This is a genomic window from Pseudomonas sp. MS19 (assembly GCF_013277615.1).
GTDB classification, from domain to species: Bacteria; Pseudomonadota; Gammaproteobacteria; order Pseudomonadales; family Pseudomonadaceae; genus Aquipseudomonas; species Aquipseudomonas marincola.
Window position 1 is genome coordinate 569,167 of record NZ_VBTO01000008.1, and the last position, 15,382, is coordinate 584,548.

13 protein-coding genes are annotated in these 15,382 nt (G+C 58.7%); 6 read left to right on the forward strand and 7 right to left on the reverse strand.

The window, feature by feature from the left end:
* Window positions 1–61 precede the first annotated feature (61 nt).
* The 5 genes from FEZ62_RS09785 to FEZ62_RS09805 all read right to left on the reverse strand — a co-directional run bounded on the left by FEZ62_RS09785 (window position 62) and on the right by FEZ62_RS09805 (window position 7,444).
* Entirely contained in the window at window positions 62–2,131 is a 2,070-nt protein-coding gene (locus FEZ62_RS09785; RefSeq protein ID WP_172927519.1) for an EAL domain-containing protein, read from the reverse strand.
* Window positions 2,132–2,192: 61 nt separating this feature from the next.
* Complete coding sequence (locus FEZ62_RS09790; RefSeq protein WP_172927591.1) at window positions 2,193–3,986, reverse strand: molecular chaperone; 1,794 nt, start codon at window positions 3,984–3,986, stop codon at window positions 2,193–2,195.
* 171 nt (window positions 3,987–4,157) lie between these two features.
* Entirely contained in the window at window positions 4,158–5,009 is an 852-nt protein-coding gene (asd, locus tag FEZ62_RS09795) for an archaetidylserine decarboxylase (protein WP_172927520.1), read from the reverse strand.
* Window positions 5,010–5,071: 62 nt separating this feature from the next.
* Window positions 5,072–5,887 carry a rhodanese-like domain-containing protein gene (locus FEZ62_RS09800; protein WP_172927521.1) on the reverse strand — a complete coding sequence of 272 codons (816 nt, stop codon included), beginning with the start codon at window positions 5,885–5,887 and terminating at the stop codon, window positions 5,072–5,074.
* Between the two features lie 45 nt (window positions 5,888–5,932).
* Window positions 5,933–7,444 carry an HDOD domain-containing protein gene (locus tag FEZ62_RS09805; protein WP_172927522.1) on the reverse strand — a complete coding sequence of 504 codons (1,512 nt, stop codon included), beginning with the start codon at window positions 7,442–7,444 and terminating at the stop codon, window positions 5,933–5,935.
* A gap of 270 nt (window positions 7,445–7,714) precedes the next feature.
* Between FEZ62_RS09805 and motA the strand changes: the two genes are divergently transcribed.
* Both motA and motB read left to right on the forward strand, forming a co-directional pair.
* Window positions 7,715–8,566: a flagellar motor stator protein MotA gene (gene motA / locus FEZ62_RS09810; RefSeq protein WP_172927523.1), complete on the forward strand. Its 852-nt coding sequence runs from the start codon at window positions 7,715–7,717 to the stop codon at window positions 8,564–8,566.
* A 10-nt stretch (window positions 8,567–8,576) separates the two neighbouring features.
* The gene (gene motB / locus FEZ62_RS09815; RefSeq protein ID WP_172927524.1) at window positions 8,577–9,599 is read left to right on the forward strand and encodes a flagellar motor protein MotB; all 1,023 of its coding nucleotides are present in this window, start codon (window positions 8,577–8,579) and stop codon (window positions 9,597–9,599) included.
* Window positions 9,600–9,628: 29 nt separating this feature from the next.
* Here the strand turns inward: motB and rsgA are convergent, their stop codons facing one another.
* A complete protein-coding gene (gene rsgA / locus FEZ62_RS09820) occupies window positions 9,629–10,660 on the reverse strand; it encodes a small ribosomal subunit biogenesis GTPase RsgA (RefSeq protein ID WP_090510337.1) in 1,032 nt (343 codons plus the stop codon).
* A 115-nt stretch (window positions 10,661–10,775) separates the two neighbouring features.
* Between rsgA and FEZ62_RS09825 the strand changes: the two genes are divergently transcribed.
* Window positions 10,776–11,579: a class I SAM-dependent methyltransferase gene (locus FEZ62_RS09825; protein ID WP_172927525.1), complete on the forward strand. Its 804-nt coding sequence runs from the start codon at window positions 10,776–10,778 to the stop codon at window positions 11,577–11,579.
* A 28-nt stretch (window positions 11,580–11,607) separates the two neighbouring features.
* On the forward strand, window positions 11,608–12,150 hold the full coding sequence (gene orn / locus FEZ62_RS09830) for an oligoribonuclease (RefSeq protein WP_069898288.1): 543 nt from the start codon (window positions 11,608–11,610) through the stop codon (window positions 12,148–12,150).
* On the opposite strand, the gene queG is transcribed toward orn, so the two are convergent.
* Entirely contained in the window at window positions 12,140–13,219 is a 1,080-nt protein-coding gene (queG, locus tag FEZ62_RS09835) for a tRNA epoxyqueuosine(34) reductase QueG (RefSeq protein WP_069898287.1), read from the reverse strand. The genes orn and queG overlap by 11 nt on opposite strands.
* Before the next feature lie 198 nt (window positions 13,220–13,417).
* On the opposite strand from queG, the gene FEZ62_RS09840 reads away from it, so the two are divergent.
* Both FEZ62_RS09840 and tsaE read left to right on the forward strand, forming a co-directional pair.
* A complete protein-coding gene (locus FEZ62_RS09840) occupies window positions 13,418–14,911 on the forward strand; it encodes an NAD(P)H-hydrate dehydratase (protein WP_172927526.1) in 1,494 nt (497 codons plus the stop codon).
* Entirely contained in the window at window positions 14,904–15,377 is a 474-nt protein-coding gene (tsaE, locus tag FEZ62_RS09845) for a tRNA (adenosine(37)-N6)-threonylcarbamoyltransferase complex ATPase subunit type 1 TsaE (protein WP_069898285.1), read from the forward strand. The genes FEZ62_RS09840 and tsaE overlap by 8 nt, the downstream gene beginning before the upstream one ends.
* Window positions 15,378–15,382 lie beyond the last annotated feature (5 nt).

Genomic DNA, 15,382 nt, shown 5'->3' on the forward strand with positions numbered 1-15,382 from the left:
TTGATAGCGGTTTTTTTACGTGTGCAGTTTGTTGACTCCGGTGGCGTGCAGCGCGTGGCGGCTACATATCCTCGGCTGAGAAGTCGTAGTCCATCGTCGGGCTTGGCGACTGCACGTAATGGCCCTGAATGTAATTGACCCCGGCCTGCCACAGTGTCGAGAGCATTCCAGCTGTTTCAACGCAGGGCACGATGGTCAGTTTGGCCTGAGCGTGCAGGCTGCCGAGCATTTCCTTGAGGGTTTCCTGATTCTGCGGATTGCTCAGGTCTTGCGAGTAGGAACTGTCGAGTTTGACGAAGTCGACATGCAGGTGTTTCAACGCATTGAATGGGTTGAGGGCGCAGCCAAACATGCTCAGGGCCACTTTGCAGTGCAGCTCATTCAGGCCCTGGCTCAATACCTTGGCCTGCTTGAGGTAGGTGATTGCGTCCGGCTCTTTGAACTGGAATATCAGCGCATCCGAAGGCAGCCGCGCTGCCTTGAAGGCCACGCTCAACCACGGCAACAGCGTCTGATCCTGCAAACTGGCGCTGGTCAGGTGGATGAACAGGCGCGTCTCATGGCCTTTGCTGCGATGCTCGGTGAGGTATTTGACCGCATTGAGAATCACCCAGCGATCCAGCTTGGCGCCGAGCCCGGCGGTATTGGCAGCCTCGAGGAAGGCCTCCGGGAGCAGCTCTTCGCCCTGTGGGCTGAGCAGTCGCAGGAGCACCTCGTATTGCTCGGAGGTATCGCCGCGCAAGCTGATAATCGGCTGATACAGCAAGCGGAAACCGTTGTTGTCGAGCGCCTGCTGAACCATCGCAACCATGTTGCCGCGGTTGGCTGCGGCGGCGAGTTCGTCTGCCGGGTCGAATATTTTCAGGGCATTGCCGTCGCTAAGCTCTTCGGCGCAATGATGCGCGCGATCGACAACTTCCAGTACGTTGGCGGTTTTTTCGCTGAGGCCGGCGGCGCCGATGCTCAGGGTGGTTTGCACCGAGACACCGCTGACATCGAACAGGTGCGCATCCACTTTCTTGACCAGACTGGCCAGCGAAGGGCCGGCATCTTCGGGCGTCAGACCCGGATGCAGCACGGCAAAAGCATCATCGCTAACGCGCGCCAGATGTACGTCTTCTGCAAAGTGCGAGCGCAGCAGGTTGGCCAGATCGGCAAGCAGCATATCAATTTCGGCGAGGCCGATCTTGCCGAGCAGGTTGGAATAATGATCGACCCGAACGTAAGCCAGAGAGGCCGGTTGGCCGGTGCTGATTGCGCGGCTGGCGGCGCTTTCGAGCAACTCAAGGAAGTAGGTTCGGTTGTACAGCCCAGTGACCAGATCCTGGCTGCTGATCTCACGGAGCTTTTCTTCCAGCTCGGCGTTATTCGATTCCTTGCGGATCACCACCTGTGTGCAGGGTTCGCTGTCGTAGGTGGCCGGCACGAGGCTCATGCGCGCCTTGAATTGCTTGTTGTGCGCGGTAACGCCTGTGCAAGTCAGTTCGGTTTCGCCGTCGGCGTTCTGATAATTCTTGAGGAATTCTTTGAAGCCTGCCTGATCGTCACTGGCGATCAAGTCGATCATCGGCATGCCTTCGAGTTCGTCGGCATCCTCGTACTCGAACAACTCAAGGTAGGCACGGTTGGCATAAATATGCATGCCGTCGTGCACATAAGTGATGGCATCGACCGAGCTTTCGAGTAGCGAATGGCAGCGTTTTTCGGCTTCGCGCAGGGCTATTTCAGCGCTGCGGCGCGCGCGTCGCTCTTCAAGATTGCTCAGCTCGCGTTTTGCGACCAATACCAGACGCTCGTCGTCACCTTGCGGCACGGCATCCTGCGCGCCCATGTTGAGGGCTTCGGTCAGGCTGTCGGACTCGTTATCGGCGAGCAACTGAATGATCGGGATGTCCTTGGCCAGCCGCCGAATAACACTGATCGCCTCGGTTGGCGCAAGCGCCTGGCTTTGCGGTGCGCAAATGAGCAAGTCCCAGCTTTGCTGGAGCGTCTCTGTGAGATCGTCGCTTGAGGTCAGGCGGTGGACGCGGGTTGCGCTTCCGGAATTTCGGAAAAGACTAACGAGGCGTTCGGCCTCGTTTTGCGAGTCTTCGAGAATAAGTAGCCGTATAGTTTTTTTTTCGATGGCCATTATGGGGTCGAGGCTACGCCGATAGAGGGTGAAAAGACGTCAAAATTGATGATTTGGCAATCTACAGCGACTTCCAAAGTGAGTCAAAGTCTTCCTCGGTACTCAGCTTATGGGTTGTCCCAGCTGTGACGGGCTTCCCTTGCTCAGGCGGTGGCTGGTCCATTTGACGGTACTCAAACTGGCTGAAACTGCCGGTGCTGGTCTTACGGCGTAGCAGGACCGCACGGTGTTCGAGACCATTGATGTTGAGCCTCACTTTGCTGCCTTCCTGAAACGGCAGGCGCGGTGTTAGCAGGCTTGCTGGCCGCGAGATGGCACTCATTTCCGGGAGCACCAATGCGCGCAGGTATTCACTGTTCTGCTCGCTGGTGCGCACCAGTTGCAAGCCGCAGGCTTGTGCGCTGGGCGCGATAAGCTCGATGCCCATTTGGGTGCCGCCTGCGCGTGCCTGACGAATCCAGCGCACTACGGCGATGCTCCAGCCAAGCTCGGGCAGATCGCGAACACCGACCAACTCGCCCGCCTGAAGCTGGCTTGGCACCTCGCCGGGCCAAGTCAGGCAGTAGCCGCCGGGGCTGTGGTTGATGATTGCCAACGGGTAGCTTGGATAAGTCTCACCGCTAGTTTCATCGTCCTCAAGCATCGTCGATGGCTCTTTGTAATAGCCAATCTCGTCGTACTGCAAGCCGTTCTCCCAGTCGGGACTTTTATCGACGTCATAAGCTTGCGACCAGCTGTCTTTCGACAGGCTTGAGGTATTGAATACAGCTTCGCGAGTAACGGCTTTAGCTTTCAGGCACTGGCCGAACGAACGCTCGCCACTGAGAAAGAAGTGCACGGCGCTCATGCCCAGGCACACGGTTAATTTGCCCTGACCTGTGAGCCGGTTGAATGTGCGCTCGGATAAATCACCCCACGCGGCGCTTAAATGGTGCAGGGTTTCGAGGCTCATGCCCGTTGGAATATTCAGCCGTGAGACTTTGCGCTGCTCGGGTTCGAGCAGCAGGTATTCCTTGAGCATGTCTACCAGCGCGTGGGTATCAAGGCCCAGTGTGTGTTGCAGCGCCTGATCGGTGAGCAGCGAGGTATAGCGGGGCGGGCTGTCGTGATCGACCGCTACGGTGAACAGGCTGGTTGGCGTTGCCTTGTCCTTTAAATGTGCCAGATGACTCCAGCTTTCCAGCGCCTGCGCGACATGGGCAATGCTGCTCTGGCGCAACTGGTTGCAGCGGGCGCAGCCGATCAGCAACGCTACCAGATAGCTTTGTTCACTGCTGCTGCTCTGATTGGTGTTCAGTTTGTCTGGCACCGGCGTGCTATGCAGGCGCTTTGAGCGGGCAATTTGATAGAGCAAATGCAGCTCAAGCCAAATCCTTTCAGGCACCGGGCAGTAGAGTTGCGTGGCGCGCACCAGAGGCGCGCAAAGGCTGCTGATGGCGCGCTGCAAAGCGACCGTGAAGGTCGTTGCCAGCTCCTTGCTTGGCTGCTTGCAGATATCGACAACAATCAGCTTGTAGCCCATTGCCAGATGATTTTGCAGGGCCTGACACAGGTTGGCGACTTTGCGCGGACGCTCTTCGAGCACAATCGCCTTGTTCAGAAAGTGACGCTGCAGATGCTCGCAGACGAAGTACACCTCCGGGCGAATCAGCTCCAGCAGTTGCAGGCGATTGTCGGCTGGGGTTTGCAGCTGATTGAGCTCAGCCAACGCTTGATAAAGTTGACGCGCCGTCTCGCCAATATTGGCCTTTGGCAGCCCGGCTATCCAGCGCTTGACCTCGCGTGGGGAGGCCTCGCTGAACGTCAGGCTGGCTTTGCTGGGAACCGGAACTCGCAGCAGTAAGTAGGGGCTCATTTTATCGGTCAAGCAGGTGCTCCAACATCAGTTGGTGTATTGAGTCGTCCAGATCATCCGTGAGCTGTGGCCGGACCTTGTATTACTTAGAGCATAGATCAGGCAGGAAAATTCCTACAGAACCTAAATCAATCATAAGCGATCCGGGCCGATTTCAACCTTTTACCTGAATTACCTAGCCAGAAGTTGGCCCATGCGCACTTCGCTCCCAGCGTTGAGCTGCTGATCCCACTCAACAACTTGCGGGCCAAATAGCACGACGGCGGTCGAGCCGAGTTTGAATCGACCCATCTCTGCGCCTGTTGCCAGGCTTACAGGCGCGCGAGCGGCCTCGTCGTAATTGAAGGTTTTCAGCTCACGCTTCGGCGGGGTTACCAGACCGGCCCAAACGGTTTCAACCGAGGCCACGATCATTGCGCCGACCAGCACCACAGCCATCGGGCCGCGTTCGGTATCGAACAGGCAGACCACGCGCTCATTACGGGCAAACAGCTCCGGCACGTTTTCAGCCGTGGTTTGGTTCACCGAGAACAGGCGACCTGGCACATAAACCATCTTGGTCAGGGTGCCAGCCAGCGGCATGTGTACGCGGTGATAGTCCTTGGGCGACAGGTAGACGGTGGCAAAGTCGCCGCCCATGAATGGCTTGGCTATTTCAGTGTCGCCGCCCAGCAGCTCGGTCACGCTGAAGCTGTGGCCTTTGGCCTGAAAAATGCGGCCGTGTTCGATTTTGCCCAGTTGGCTGATTGCACCGTCGGCCGGGCAAAGCACCGCGTTCGGCGTGGCGTCCAGAGGGCGGGCATCGGCTTTCAGGGCGCGGGTGAAGAATGCGTTGAAATGTTCGAAGGCGGTTGGGTCTTCAATCTGCGCTTCGCTCATGTCGACGTTGTACTGTTTGATGAACCAGCCGATCAGTCGATTTTTAAACCAGGCTGTCTTGCACTCGGCGGCAAAACCAATCAGGCGCGAGAGCAGGTGGTGCGGCAGCAAGTACTGGCTGATGATGAACAAACGTTGTTTCATGGGATTCCCTTGAAGGCTATCGAGGCCCGCCAATGCGGGCCGTAATAAATGGCAATGCGTGACTACTGCTCGACGGGGGTGTCAGGGTGGTTGCCCCATTCGCCCCAGGAGCCGGCGTAGGCTTTTACGTTCGGGTAGCCCAGTGCTTTGGCGACCAGATAGGTAAAGCCCGAACGGTGATGCGTCTGGCAGTGGGTGATGATCTCTTTGTCGGGCGTGATACCCAGTTGCTCAAGGATTGCCTGCATGTCTGTACGGATACGCAGTGCCCGATCTTTATCCATGCCCGCGGTCCACTCGAAATTCACCGCGCCGGGGATGTGTCCGCCTTTGGCTGCAAGTACTTTTTCGCCGGAAAACTCGGTAGGTCCGCGCGCATCCCAGATCGCCAGGTCGGCGGCGCCCAATCGGCTCTGCACATATTCACGCGTGGCCGTCGGGCCGTCGCTCAGTGTCAGGCTGACGGGCTCGCTGTGAGCAGCTGGTGTTTCGTCGCTCAGTGGCAGTTGTTCGGCCTGCCAGGACAACAGACCACCGTTGAGGTAGTGATACTGGTTATGGCCGATAACATCAAGTAACCAGATGAAACGTCCGGCCCAGCCGCCGCCTTCGTCGTCATAAACCACATACACCGCGTCCGGGTTATGCCCCAGCTCGCTGAACAGTTGCTCGAGTTGCGCCTTGTCGGGCGTTAGTCCGGGCGCAGGTGGCTGGCCTAGCTGGGTGCGCTTGGGGTCGACAAAATGCGCGCCAGGAATGTGCCCGGCTGCGTAGCGTGCGCTGCTGGTCAGATCGACCAGAATCAACTCGGGCGCATTCAGGCATTGCGCCAATTGGGCGGGTTCTATAACCAGCGGCAACTCAGCAAAGGCGGACATGCTAGGCCTCACATGGGATTAAAAACCCCAATTGTAACGGAAACCCTAGCCTGCGCGGTTAGCAAAGCTTGTCAGTGCGCGATCAATGCATTGAGCGGTTTTGCCAAATATTTTCAGTTGAGTCTCGCTGAGCGGTTGCCCGTTGATGTCAGCCACCAGCAACATCACCACCCGGCCCTCGTTTGTGACTGAACGCAAAAGCAAGTTCTCGCCGGCGAACAGTGCTTTCAGCGGTCCGGGTAGCAACGCCGAAAATTGCGCGATATTGACGGGCGTCAGGTGCAGTTGGCCGGGTTTGGCCAGCAAGCTGCGCAGCACCTGGCTTTGCTGAGGCAGCAGCGTTATGTCGGCGGCCTCTGCGGGCAAGCCTGCCAGCTCCTGTACCTTCAAAGCACTGAGCTTTTGATCGATACGCAGCAGTAACAGGCGCTGCATACCCGCGGCTTGCAATGCCTGAATCGCACATGAACTGAGCTGCATGGTGTTGCTGAAGGCGCTCGGGCTTTGCAGCAATTGCGCGCATAACTGGCGCCATTGCTGCGCATCGGTTTTGGCGGGGGCGCTGGCCACATTCGGCCGCAAATGGACGGCGTCCCACGGCCACAGCAGCGCCTGCGCCGGATGCCAGAGCTGTTCGGTATCGCAACGTCTCGCGCTTACTGCGGCTTGCTGGTGGATTTGCTGCTGCAACTCGCCAATCGATGCCTGCAAATAAAGCCCGGTTAATTGTTGCCAGCGCAGGCTGTGCGATCCGCTCCAGCAGTGGTGCGCGGACAAGGCAATGGCATTGGCAAGCAAAACGCTGTTGGCCGGATGCGTCAGCCAGCGGCTCAGGTTGTTGTCTTGATCCAGGCATTGTTGTTGCTGCAACGGGTGTTCGTTGTCCCGGGCAATGTGCAGCGCCCGCACCAGCAGACGTCGGTCGGTAAGCAGCAGGCGATAGGCCTGGATTATCCACTCGGGCAAGCGCCAGTGCTCGGCCAGTGCGAGGCACAGGCTGGGCAGGGAGATGCCAAGGAGTTGCTTCTCGACCTTGCACGCTTGCTCGCCATTGAGCAGAACGCGTTGTTCCCACTCATCAAAGAACTCGGGGTGGGCGGCAACCAGCGGCCACAACGGTGCCAGGAACAGAATGCTGCCCCAGTTTATTTCCTGCCAAAGCCGCGCCAGTCGCCCGGCGAACAAGCCATTCGCCTGCTGCGCCGCGTGCTGGCTGATCAACAGGATTTGGCGCAGTTGCCGCGGAATCTGCTCGACGGGCAGAGTTGACTGACGACTGATCAGCTGTGCACTGCGCTCCAGGCCCAGTCGGCTCAATGCGGTTTCCAGATGCGCGCAAGGCTCGCCCAAGGCGGAGGCGCTGCGATTGGCCTCGCGCATGATGCACAGTGCCAGCGTTGGCGTGCGTTGCATTATCTCGCCAATGTCGCGCAGCGAGCGGCGGCTGTCGCCGAGTGCACGCGTTACTTGCTGCAACGCTTGCGGTGTGACCGGCAGTGGTTGTTTGTCGAGAAGCTCAAGCCACTGCGCGCGCGTTTTTGGGCTGGGTAAGGGCATCACTTCAACCAGACTGATTTAAGAGGGTGGAGCGTCAACGGGTGCTGTTGGCTTGCACCGGCGCTCTGATAAAAATAGTTAGAACGCTTCGCACCAGCCTGTAAACTGCGCCACGTTGTGGTTAGCTCTTTGTCGGCTCCGCCAGTCGGTTCTTGAGTCGCGCTGGTTTTGCGCCGAAATAAATTCTGCCTACAGTCTCGCGCAAATCTTCCGATACAGAGAAGGATTGTTTAAAAGAATCCTTATTTCAGGTCTTCAAGTTTTAAAATTATGGCAAAAATAATCGGCATAATTGTGGTGTTTGCCAGCGTGCTTGGGGGCTTTATGCTCTCTGGCGGCCATATCATGGCGCTGGTTCACCCCTTTGAAGTATTGATCATTGGCGGTGCGGCGCTGGGGGCTTTTTTACAGGCCAACCCCGGCAGCACGTTCATGCAGGTCTTCAAGAAATCCTTGAAGATGTTCAGCTCGCGCTACAAGCACAGCTACTACCTTGATGTGCTGCGCCTGCTCTACGAGATTCTCAACAAGAGCCGCCGCGAAGGCATGATGGCCATTGAGGCCGATGTTGAAGACCCGGCAGCGAGTCCGATTTTCAGCAAATACCCGGTGGTTCTGAAAGATGAGCGCATGTGCGCGTTTATCTGCGATTACCTGCGCATCATGTCATCTGGCAACATGGCGCCGCATGAGCTCGAAAACCTCTTCGACATGGAAATTACCAGTCTCAAGGTTGAGCTTGACCATCCTTCGCACGCGGTTGCACGAATTGCCGACGGCCTGCCTGCGATGGGTATTGTGGCGGCGGTACTGGGTATCGTCATCACCATGTCGGTGCTGGCCGAGGCGGATAACGCCGAGATCGGTGAGAAGGTCGGTACGGCGTTGGCCGGTACCTTTATGGGTATTCTCGCCTCGTACGGCTTTTTCGGCCCGTTGGCCAGCTCGCTTGAGCACGACTCGCTGGAAGAACTGAACGTTTACGAAGCCATCAAGGCCGGTCTGGTTGCGTCTGCCTCGGGCATGCCGCCGTCGCTGGCTGTCGAGTTTGCCCGTAAAGTTCTGTATCCCGCTCACCGCCCAAGCTTTACCGAGCTTGAGCAGGCGATGCGTGGAAACTAAAGGCTGAATCATGGAAAACACTCAGCCGATTATCGTCAAACGCGTCAAGAAAATTGCCGGTGTCGGCCACGGGGGCGCCTGGAAAATCGCCTTCGCCGACTTTGCCATCGCGATGATGGCGTTTTTCATGGTGATGTGGCTGATGTCCTCGGCGACGCCGGAACAGAAGAAGCTGATTTCCGGTTACTTTCAGGACCCCGTGGGCTTTTCTGAAAGTGCCAGCCCGTATGTGATTGATCTGGGTGGCTCGCCAACGCCGGCGCCGGATCGCACGCTCAACCCTGAGCCGAGTGTTACGCCCGAGTCCACCAGCGTCGATATCAGCGAAGAGCGGGCGCAGTCGATCGCCGAGGAGATGGAGCGTGAGCGCCTCGAGTTGTTGCTCAAGGAGTTGCAGACCAAGGTTGATGAAGATCCGCAGCTGAGGAACTTCAAGGATCAGATTCTTTTCGAGATCACTCAGGATGGCTTGCGGATCCAGATCACCGATGCGGAAAACCGGCCGATGTTCGATCTGGGCAGCGCGCGTATCCAACCGTATTTTGAAGATATCTTGTTGGCCCTGACCGACACGATCAATTCGGTGCCCAACAAGATCAGCATTAGCGGCCACACCGATGCCAAACCCTTTGCCGGCAATGCCGGGTTTGGTAACTGGGAGTTGTCGGCCAATCGTGCGAATGCGGCGCGGCGGGTGCTGGTCGAGGGTGGTTATGACGAAGACAAGATTGCCCGTGTTGTCGGCTATGCCTCATCGGCCCTGTTTGATCGCGCCGATCCCTTAAGCCCGATTAATCGGCGTATCGATATCATCGTGCTGACCAAAAAGGCCCAGCGTGACATCGAAGGCGCCAGTGGCGACTCGACCGCGCCGGACGCGCAAGCGCCTGAACCCAGCACCCAGCCGCAGAGTGATTCCGCTGCTCCCGCTTCAGGTGTTGCGGGCGAGCCGGCGCCGCCCGAGCAGCTCAAGCAGCGGCTGAATATCTTCGAGGATGGGGTTTTGCAGTTCGATCAGGTCAAGCCGGAGTAGACGGGCCGCACGACTGCACGGCCCGGAACTCAATATTCGTCTTGCGGCAGGCTGGCCAGAATGTGCCGGTAGCTGGCCATCCGCTGCGGCTGAATACGCCCGTCTTCCAGTGCGTTGAGTAGCGCGCAACCCGGCTCACGGTCATGTTTGCAGTCGCGGAAGCGGCAGTGGCCGAGCAGCTCCTGAAACTCGATAAAGCCCGCCTCGACATCCTCACGGCTGACGTGCACCAGGCCAAATTCACGGATGCCGGGTGAGTCGATCAACTCGCCGCCACCGGGGAAGTGGAACAAGCGCGCGGTTGTGGTGGTGTGCGTGCCTTTGCCGGTTAGCTCCGAGAGCGGGCCGACACGGGTTTCGATACCGGGCAGCAGGCTGTTGACCAGTGAAGACTTGCCGACGCCAGATTGGCCGACGAACACGCTGACGTGACCATCAAGCTGCTTTTTGAGCTGCTCCATGCCGTCGCCTTCGTGGGCTGACACTTCGAGTACCGGATAACCCAGCTGCCGATACACCGCCAGCAGCGCATTCAATGCGACGCTGTTTTGCTCGTCGATCAAATCAGCTTTGTTCAGCAGCAACAGCGGGTGGATGCCGGCATGTTCTGCCGCAACCAGATAACGGTCGATCAAATTGGCGTGCGGCTCGGGCAGCGGCGCAAACACAATCACGATCAGATCGACGTTGGCGGCTACCGGCTTGAGTTGGCCACGGGTGTCGGGGCGGCAAAGCTCTGTGCTGCGTGGCAGTTGCGCCACGATAACCCCGATGCCCTGATTGCCCGGACGCCAGACAACCTGGTCGCCGGTAACCAGTGCGGGCAAATTGGCGCGCAAGTGGCAGCGGAACACTTGGCCGGCGAGTTCGCCTTCGAGCGCCTCGACTTCAACCTGCACCCCGAAGTGGGCGATAACCAGCCCGGTTTGCTCCGGGCCAAGGTCGCCCCCTTCAAGGGTTTCCAGCGCTTGAGATTCGCGCTTGGCGGCACGCGCTGCGCGCTCACCCTGAATTTTTTCGATCCGCCAGTTTTGCCGGCGATTGAGTTGGCGTTTGGCCATGAGTATTCCGAGGTTGAAAAGCAATAAATTACGTTCGCGAGTCTAGCATGCGCAGCGCCAGGACTTACGCTGAAGCGCTACACTGGTGCCGCGATTATTCAGAGGCAGTTCATTGATGGGCTACGTACAGGCATTGCAGTCACGGTTTGCACGCGCGCCCTGGTTGGGCGCGCTGCTTGCGCAAGTGGCGGCGTTATTGCTGATTGGATTGCTGCTGATGCTATTGGCCCAAGTCAGCCCGTGGCGACCCGGCTTGCTGTTGGCAGCAGGCGTACAGGGCGTTCTCGCCGCCGGATTAAGTCGCTGGTTTGGTCTGGGCGTATGGTGGCAAGTGTTGGGCTTGTTGTTTGTGCCAGCGGTGTTGCTGGCTAATCAGGCGCAACTGCCTGCCTGGGTGTTTGCCGTGGGTTTTGTGCTGGTGCTGTTGCTCAACTGGAACAGCGCCACCGAGCGCGTGCCTTTGTACCTGACCGGCAAGCAAACCCGCGAGCAGTTGGCGACGCTGCTTGAGCGACGCAGTGACGAGCTGCGGTTTGTTGACTTGGGCTGCGGCCCGGCCGGTACTTTGCTGGCGCTGGCCAAAGCTTTTCCGCGTGGCCAGTTTGTCGGGGTTGAAACCGCGCCGTTGAGTTTCGCCATCGCCTGGCTGCGTTGCATGTTGCAGCCCAATTGCACGATTCGTTACCAGAGCTTGTGGCGCACCGATCTGGCTGAATTCAACGTGGTCTACTGTTTTCTCTCGCCCGTGCCGATGCCTGCGCTGTGGCTCAAGGCCAAGGCACAAATGCCGCCAGGCGCCTGGCTGATCAGCAACACCTTTGCGGTGCCGGGAGTCGAGGCTGATGAGTGCATCGAAATGGCTGACTGGCGTCAATCAAATCTGTTGCTGTGGCACATGCAGGCAGACGATATCCGCTAAACTGGCGGTTCTAGCCGAGGAGCGGACCATGCAAAATTCGCAAAACCTGATTTGGATCGATCTTGAAATGACCGGTCTCGATCCAGAAAAAGATGTGATCATCGAGATGGCCACAATCGTCACCGACAGCGATCTCAATGTATTGGCCGAAGGGCCGGTGATCGCCGTGCATCAGTCCGATGAATTACTGGCGGGCATGGATGAATGGAATACCCGTACGCACGGCCAGAGCGGCCTGACTCAGCGCGTACGTGAAAGCAAGATCAGCCCGGCCGAAGCCGAGGCCCAAACCATCGCGTTCCTGCAGGAGTGGGTACCGCAGGGCAAGTCACCGATTTGTGGCAACAGCATTGGTCAGGATCGGCGCTTCCTGTATCGCTACATGCCGGCGCTGGAGAATTACTTTCACTACCGCTATCTGGACGTCTCGACCCTGAAGATTCTGGCCGAGCGCTGGGCGCCGCAACTCAAGGAAGGCTTCCAGAAGAAAGGCAGCCATCTGGCGCTGGACGATATCCGCGAGTCGATTGCTGAACTCAAGTACTACCGCGAAACCTTCCTCAAGGTGTGATCGCGGCGCGCTGGTGATGTTGCTCCAGCGCCCATTCGACATGCTCACGCACCAGTTCAGACGGGTGCTCGCGGCGCGCCTTCAACGCCTCCAGTACGGGGATGGTTGAGGGCGCATTGCCCAGCCCGACGGCCAGATTGCGCAACCAGTTGAGGTAACCGGTGCGGCGCAACGGCGAACCTTCGGTGCGGCTCAAGAACTCATCCTCAGTCCACATAAACAGCCCGGCCAGTTCGGCGTTGTCGAGGTCGTGACGCGGCTTGAAATCGCCTTTGTCAGTGGCTTTGGCGAAGCGGTTCCACGGGCAGACCATCTGGCAGTCATCGCAGCCAAACACCCGGTTGCCGATTGGCGCCCGCAGTTCTACCGGGATCGCGCCCTTGAGCTCGATGGTCAGGTAGGAAATGCACTTGCGCGCATCCAGTACATACGGGTCGACAAAGGCGGCTGTCGGGCATATGTCCAGGCACGCGGTGCAGCGGCCGCAATGTTCGCTGGCGTGCGGTGGATCAATCGGCAATTCGAAGTCGATGAACAACTCGCCAAGAAAGAAGTAGCTGCCGGCTTTGCGGTTGAGCACCAAAGTGTTCTTGCCGATCCAGCCGAGCCCGGCGTTCTCGGCAATGGCCTTTTCCAGCACCGGCGCGCTGTCGACAAAGGCGCGAAAACCGAACGGGCCAATCTCCTTCTGAATGCGCTCTGCCAGTTGCTGCAGGCGTTTGCGAATCAGCTTGTGATAATCGCGGCCCAGCGCATAGCGCGATACATAGGCTTTTTCAGGGTTGGCCAGTTGCTCGGCCATGCGCGTATCACCCGGCAGGTAATCCATGCGCAGCGTAATCACCCGCAACGTGCCCGGCACCAGTTGCTCGGGGTGCGAACGCTTGCTGCCGTGAGCCGCCATATAGTCCATTTCGCCCTGATACCCGGCGTCCAGCCAGCGTTGCAGGTGCGCCTCATGTTCGCCGAGGTCGACGCTGGCGATGCCAACTTGTTGGAAGCCCAGTTCGCGGCCCCAATCCTTGATCGATTGAGCCAGCGTAACGGGGTCGAGCGCGGACGAATTCATGCGAAGCAACGGGCCTGGACGAGAGTCGCTACAATTTTGCCAGACAAACACACATCGCAACCGCACAAAAACGCCTTGGTGCGACATCCGGGCTGATAAAATCTGCCGATAATCAGCCTGTGCATCAGTAAACTGGGTGCCTGCGCTAAGGCTTTTACCGTGCCCAGGCGGCATTGGTATCGAGGGAGGGCTACTGACATGACGCGCGATTGCGAGAATCTGCCACTGGCTCTCTACAGCGCACAGCAAGTGCGTGAGTTGGACGCCAAGTTAATTGCTGCCGGAACCCCGGGGTTTGAATTGATGAGTCGCGCGGCGCATGCGATCTGGCGAGTGCTGCGCCGACGCTGGCCAGATGCTGGCGCGATCACCGTCTTGGCCGGTCACGGTAACAATGGCGGCGACGGTTACCTGATCGCGGCGCTGGCGTTGCGCAGCGGCTGGCAAGTATCGGTATTGGCGGTGGGCGATGCCAGCCAATTGCAGGGCGATGCCGCACTGGCGCGCGATGAAGCGGTTGCGGCTGGCGTCCGCATTGAGCCGTGGTCGGCGCAATCGGTGCTGCACGGCGTCGTGGTCGATGCCATGCTCGGCACCGGCTTGCGTGACAACGTGCGTGCGCCTTATGCCGACGCAATCGCGCAGATTAATCAAGCGCAGTTGCCGGTTTTGGCGGTGGATCTGCCCTCCGGCGTGAGCGCAGACACCGGGCAGGTTCTGGGCTGTGCGGTGCGCGCAGATGTAGGCGTGACGTTGATCGGCCTCAAGCTGGGCTTGCTCACCGGCGCGGCGCTGGATTATGTGGGTGAGTTGTTATTCGATGACTTGCAGGCCGATGAACGCATTGTGGCAGCGCATCCGGCGCGAGCGCAGCGGCTGGCAGCGAGCAACGTGCCGCTGTTGGGCGCGCGGCCGAAGAATGTGCATAAAGGTCAGTTGGGCCATGTACTGGTGGTGGGCGGTGATCGCGGCTTCGCCGGCGCCGCATTGCTGGCCGCGCAGTCGGCCTTGCGCTCGGGCGCGGGGCTGGTTTCGCTGGCAACCCGTAGCGAGCATGTCGCGCCGGCTCAGTCGCGGATTCCAGAGGTGATGACGCTGGGCGTAGCATCCGCCAATCAATTGATGGCACTGGTCAAGCAAGCCAGCGTGATGGTCGTTGGGCCCGGTTTGGGGCAGAGCGCCTGGAGTCGCAGCATGCTCTCGCTTGCCGCGAGTGGCCCGGATGCTCAGGTTTGGGATGCAGATGCACTAAATATGCTCGCAACAGGCAGCGTCAAACTGCCTGCCGGGGCGATAATAACCCCGCATCCGGGTGAAGCCGCACGCCTGTTGGGTATCAGTATCGGCGAGGTTCAGGCGGATCGCGCGAAGGCCACGCTGGCTTTGGCCAAGCGCTTTGCTTGTGTCTGTGTGCTCAAGGGCGCCGGAACTCTTGTCGGTGCGGCGGATGGTCGCTTGCGGGTGTGTGATCGCGGTCATCCGGTGATGGCAGGTGCAGGCCTTGGCGATGTGCTTGCCGGTTTGACGGGGGCATTGCTCGCGCAAGGGCTGACGCCTTTCGAGGCGGCGAGTCTGGCGGTGTGGCTGCATGCGTGTGCGGGGGAGATGTTGGCTGTAGAGGGGCGCGGTCTGGCTGCCAGTGATTTGTGCGCAGCCATTCGTCAGTTAATGCAGGAGCTTTCAGGTGTCTGATTTCGAGTTGTTTGCCGCCGATGAAGAGGCAATGCTGGCACTGGGTGCGCGCATTGCCGAAGTCACTCAGGGTGTCGGCATCATTTATTTGCACGGTGATCTCGGGGCGGGCAAAACCACCTTGTCACGCGGGATAATCCGCGGCTTTGGCCACACCGGGGCGGTGAAGAGCCCGACCTTCACGTTGGTCGAACCTTATGTAATTGGTAAGTTGCAGGCCTATCACTTTGATTTGTATAGGTTGGTCGATCCAGAAGAGCTAGAGTATTTAGGTATCCGCGATTACTTCGCTGGCGATGCTTTATGCCTGGTTGAGTGGCCGCAAAGAGGCGCCGGCGTTTTGCCAAAGGCCGACATGGACATTACCATTACACCCCAAGGTGCAGGGCGTCTCTTACAAATGCACGCGAAAAGTGCACGTGGCAAATCCTGGTGTGCCGCATTGGCCATCGGAGTGAAATCATAAAATGG

Excerpts from the sequence above, each read along its gene's own strand:
- FEZ62_RS09785 (WP_172927519.1), bottom strand. The coding sequence starts at position 2,131 with ATGGCCATCGAAAAAAAAACTATACGGCTACTTATTCTCGAAGACTCG.
- asd (WP_172927520.1), bottom strand. The coding sequence starts at position 5,009 with ATGAAACAACGTTTGTTCATCATCAGCCAGTACTTGCTGCCGCACCAC.
- FEZ62_RS09790 (WP_172927591.1), bottom strand. The coding sequence starts at position 3,986 with ATGAGCCCCTACTTACTGCTGCGAGTTCCGGTTCCCAGCAAAGCCAGC.
- queG (WP_069898287.1), bottom strand. The coding sequence starts at position 13,219 with ATGAATTCGTCCGCGCTCGACCCCGTTACGCTGGCTCAATCGATCAAG.
- rsgA (WP_090510337.1), bottom strand. The coding sequence starts at position 10,660 with ATGGCCAAACGCCAACTCAATCGCCGGCAAAACTGGCGGATCGAAAAA.
- FEZ62_RS09840 (WP_172927526.1), top strand. The coding sequence starts at position 13,418 with ATGACGCGCGATTGCGAGAATCTGCCACTGGCTCTCTACAGCGCACAG.
- motB (WP_172927524.1), top strand. The coding sequence starts at position 8,577 with ATGGAAAACACTCAGCCGATTATCGTCAAACGCGTCAAGAAAATTGCC.
- orn (WP_069898288.1), top strand. The coding sequence starts at position 11,608 with ATGCAAAATTCGCAAAACCTGATTTGGATCGATCTTGAAATGACCGGT.
- motA (WP_172927523.1), top strand. The coding sequence starts at position 7,715 with ATGGCAAAAATAATCGGCATAATTGTGGTGTTTGCCAGCGTGCTTGGG.
- FEZ62_RS09800 (WP_172927521.1), bottom strand. The coding sequence starts at position 5,887 with ATGTCCGCCTTTGCTGAGTTGCCGCTGGTTATAGAACCCGCCCAATTG.
- FEZ62_RS09805 (WP_172927522.1), bottom strand. The coding sequence starts at position 7,444 with ATGCCCTTACCCAGCCCAAAAACGCGCGCGCAGTGGCTTGAGCTTCTC.
- FEZ62_RS09825 (WP_172927525.1), top strand. The coding sequence starts at position 10,776 with ATGGGCTACGTACAGGCATTGCAGTCACGGTTTGCACGCGCGCCCTGG.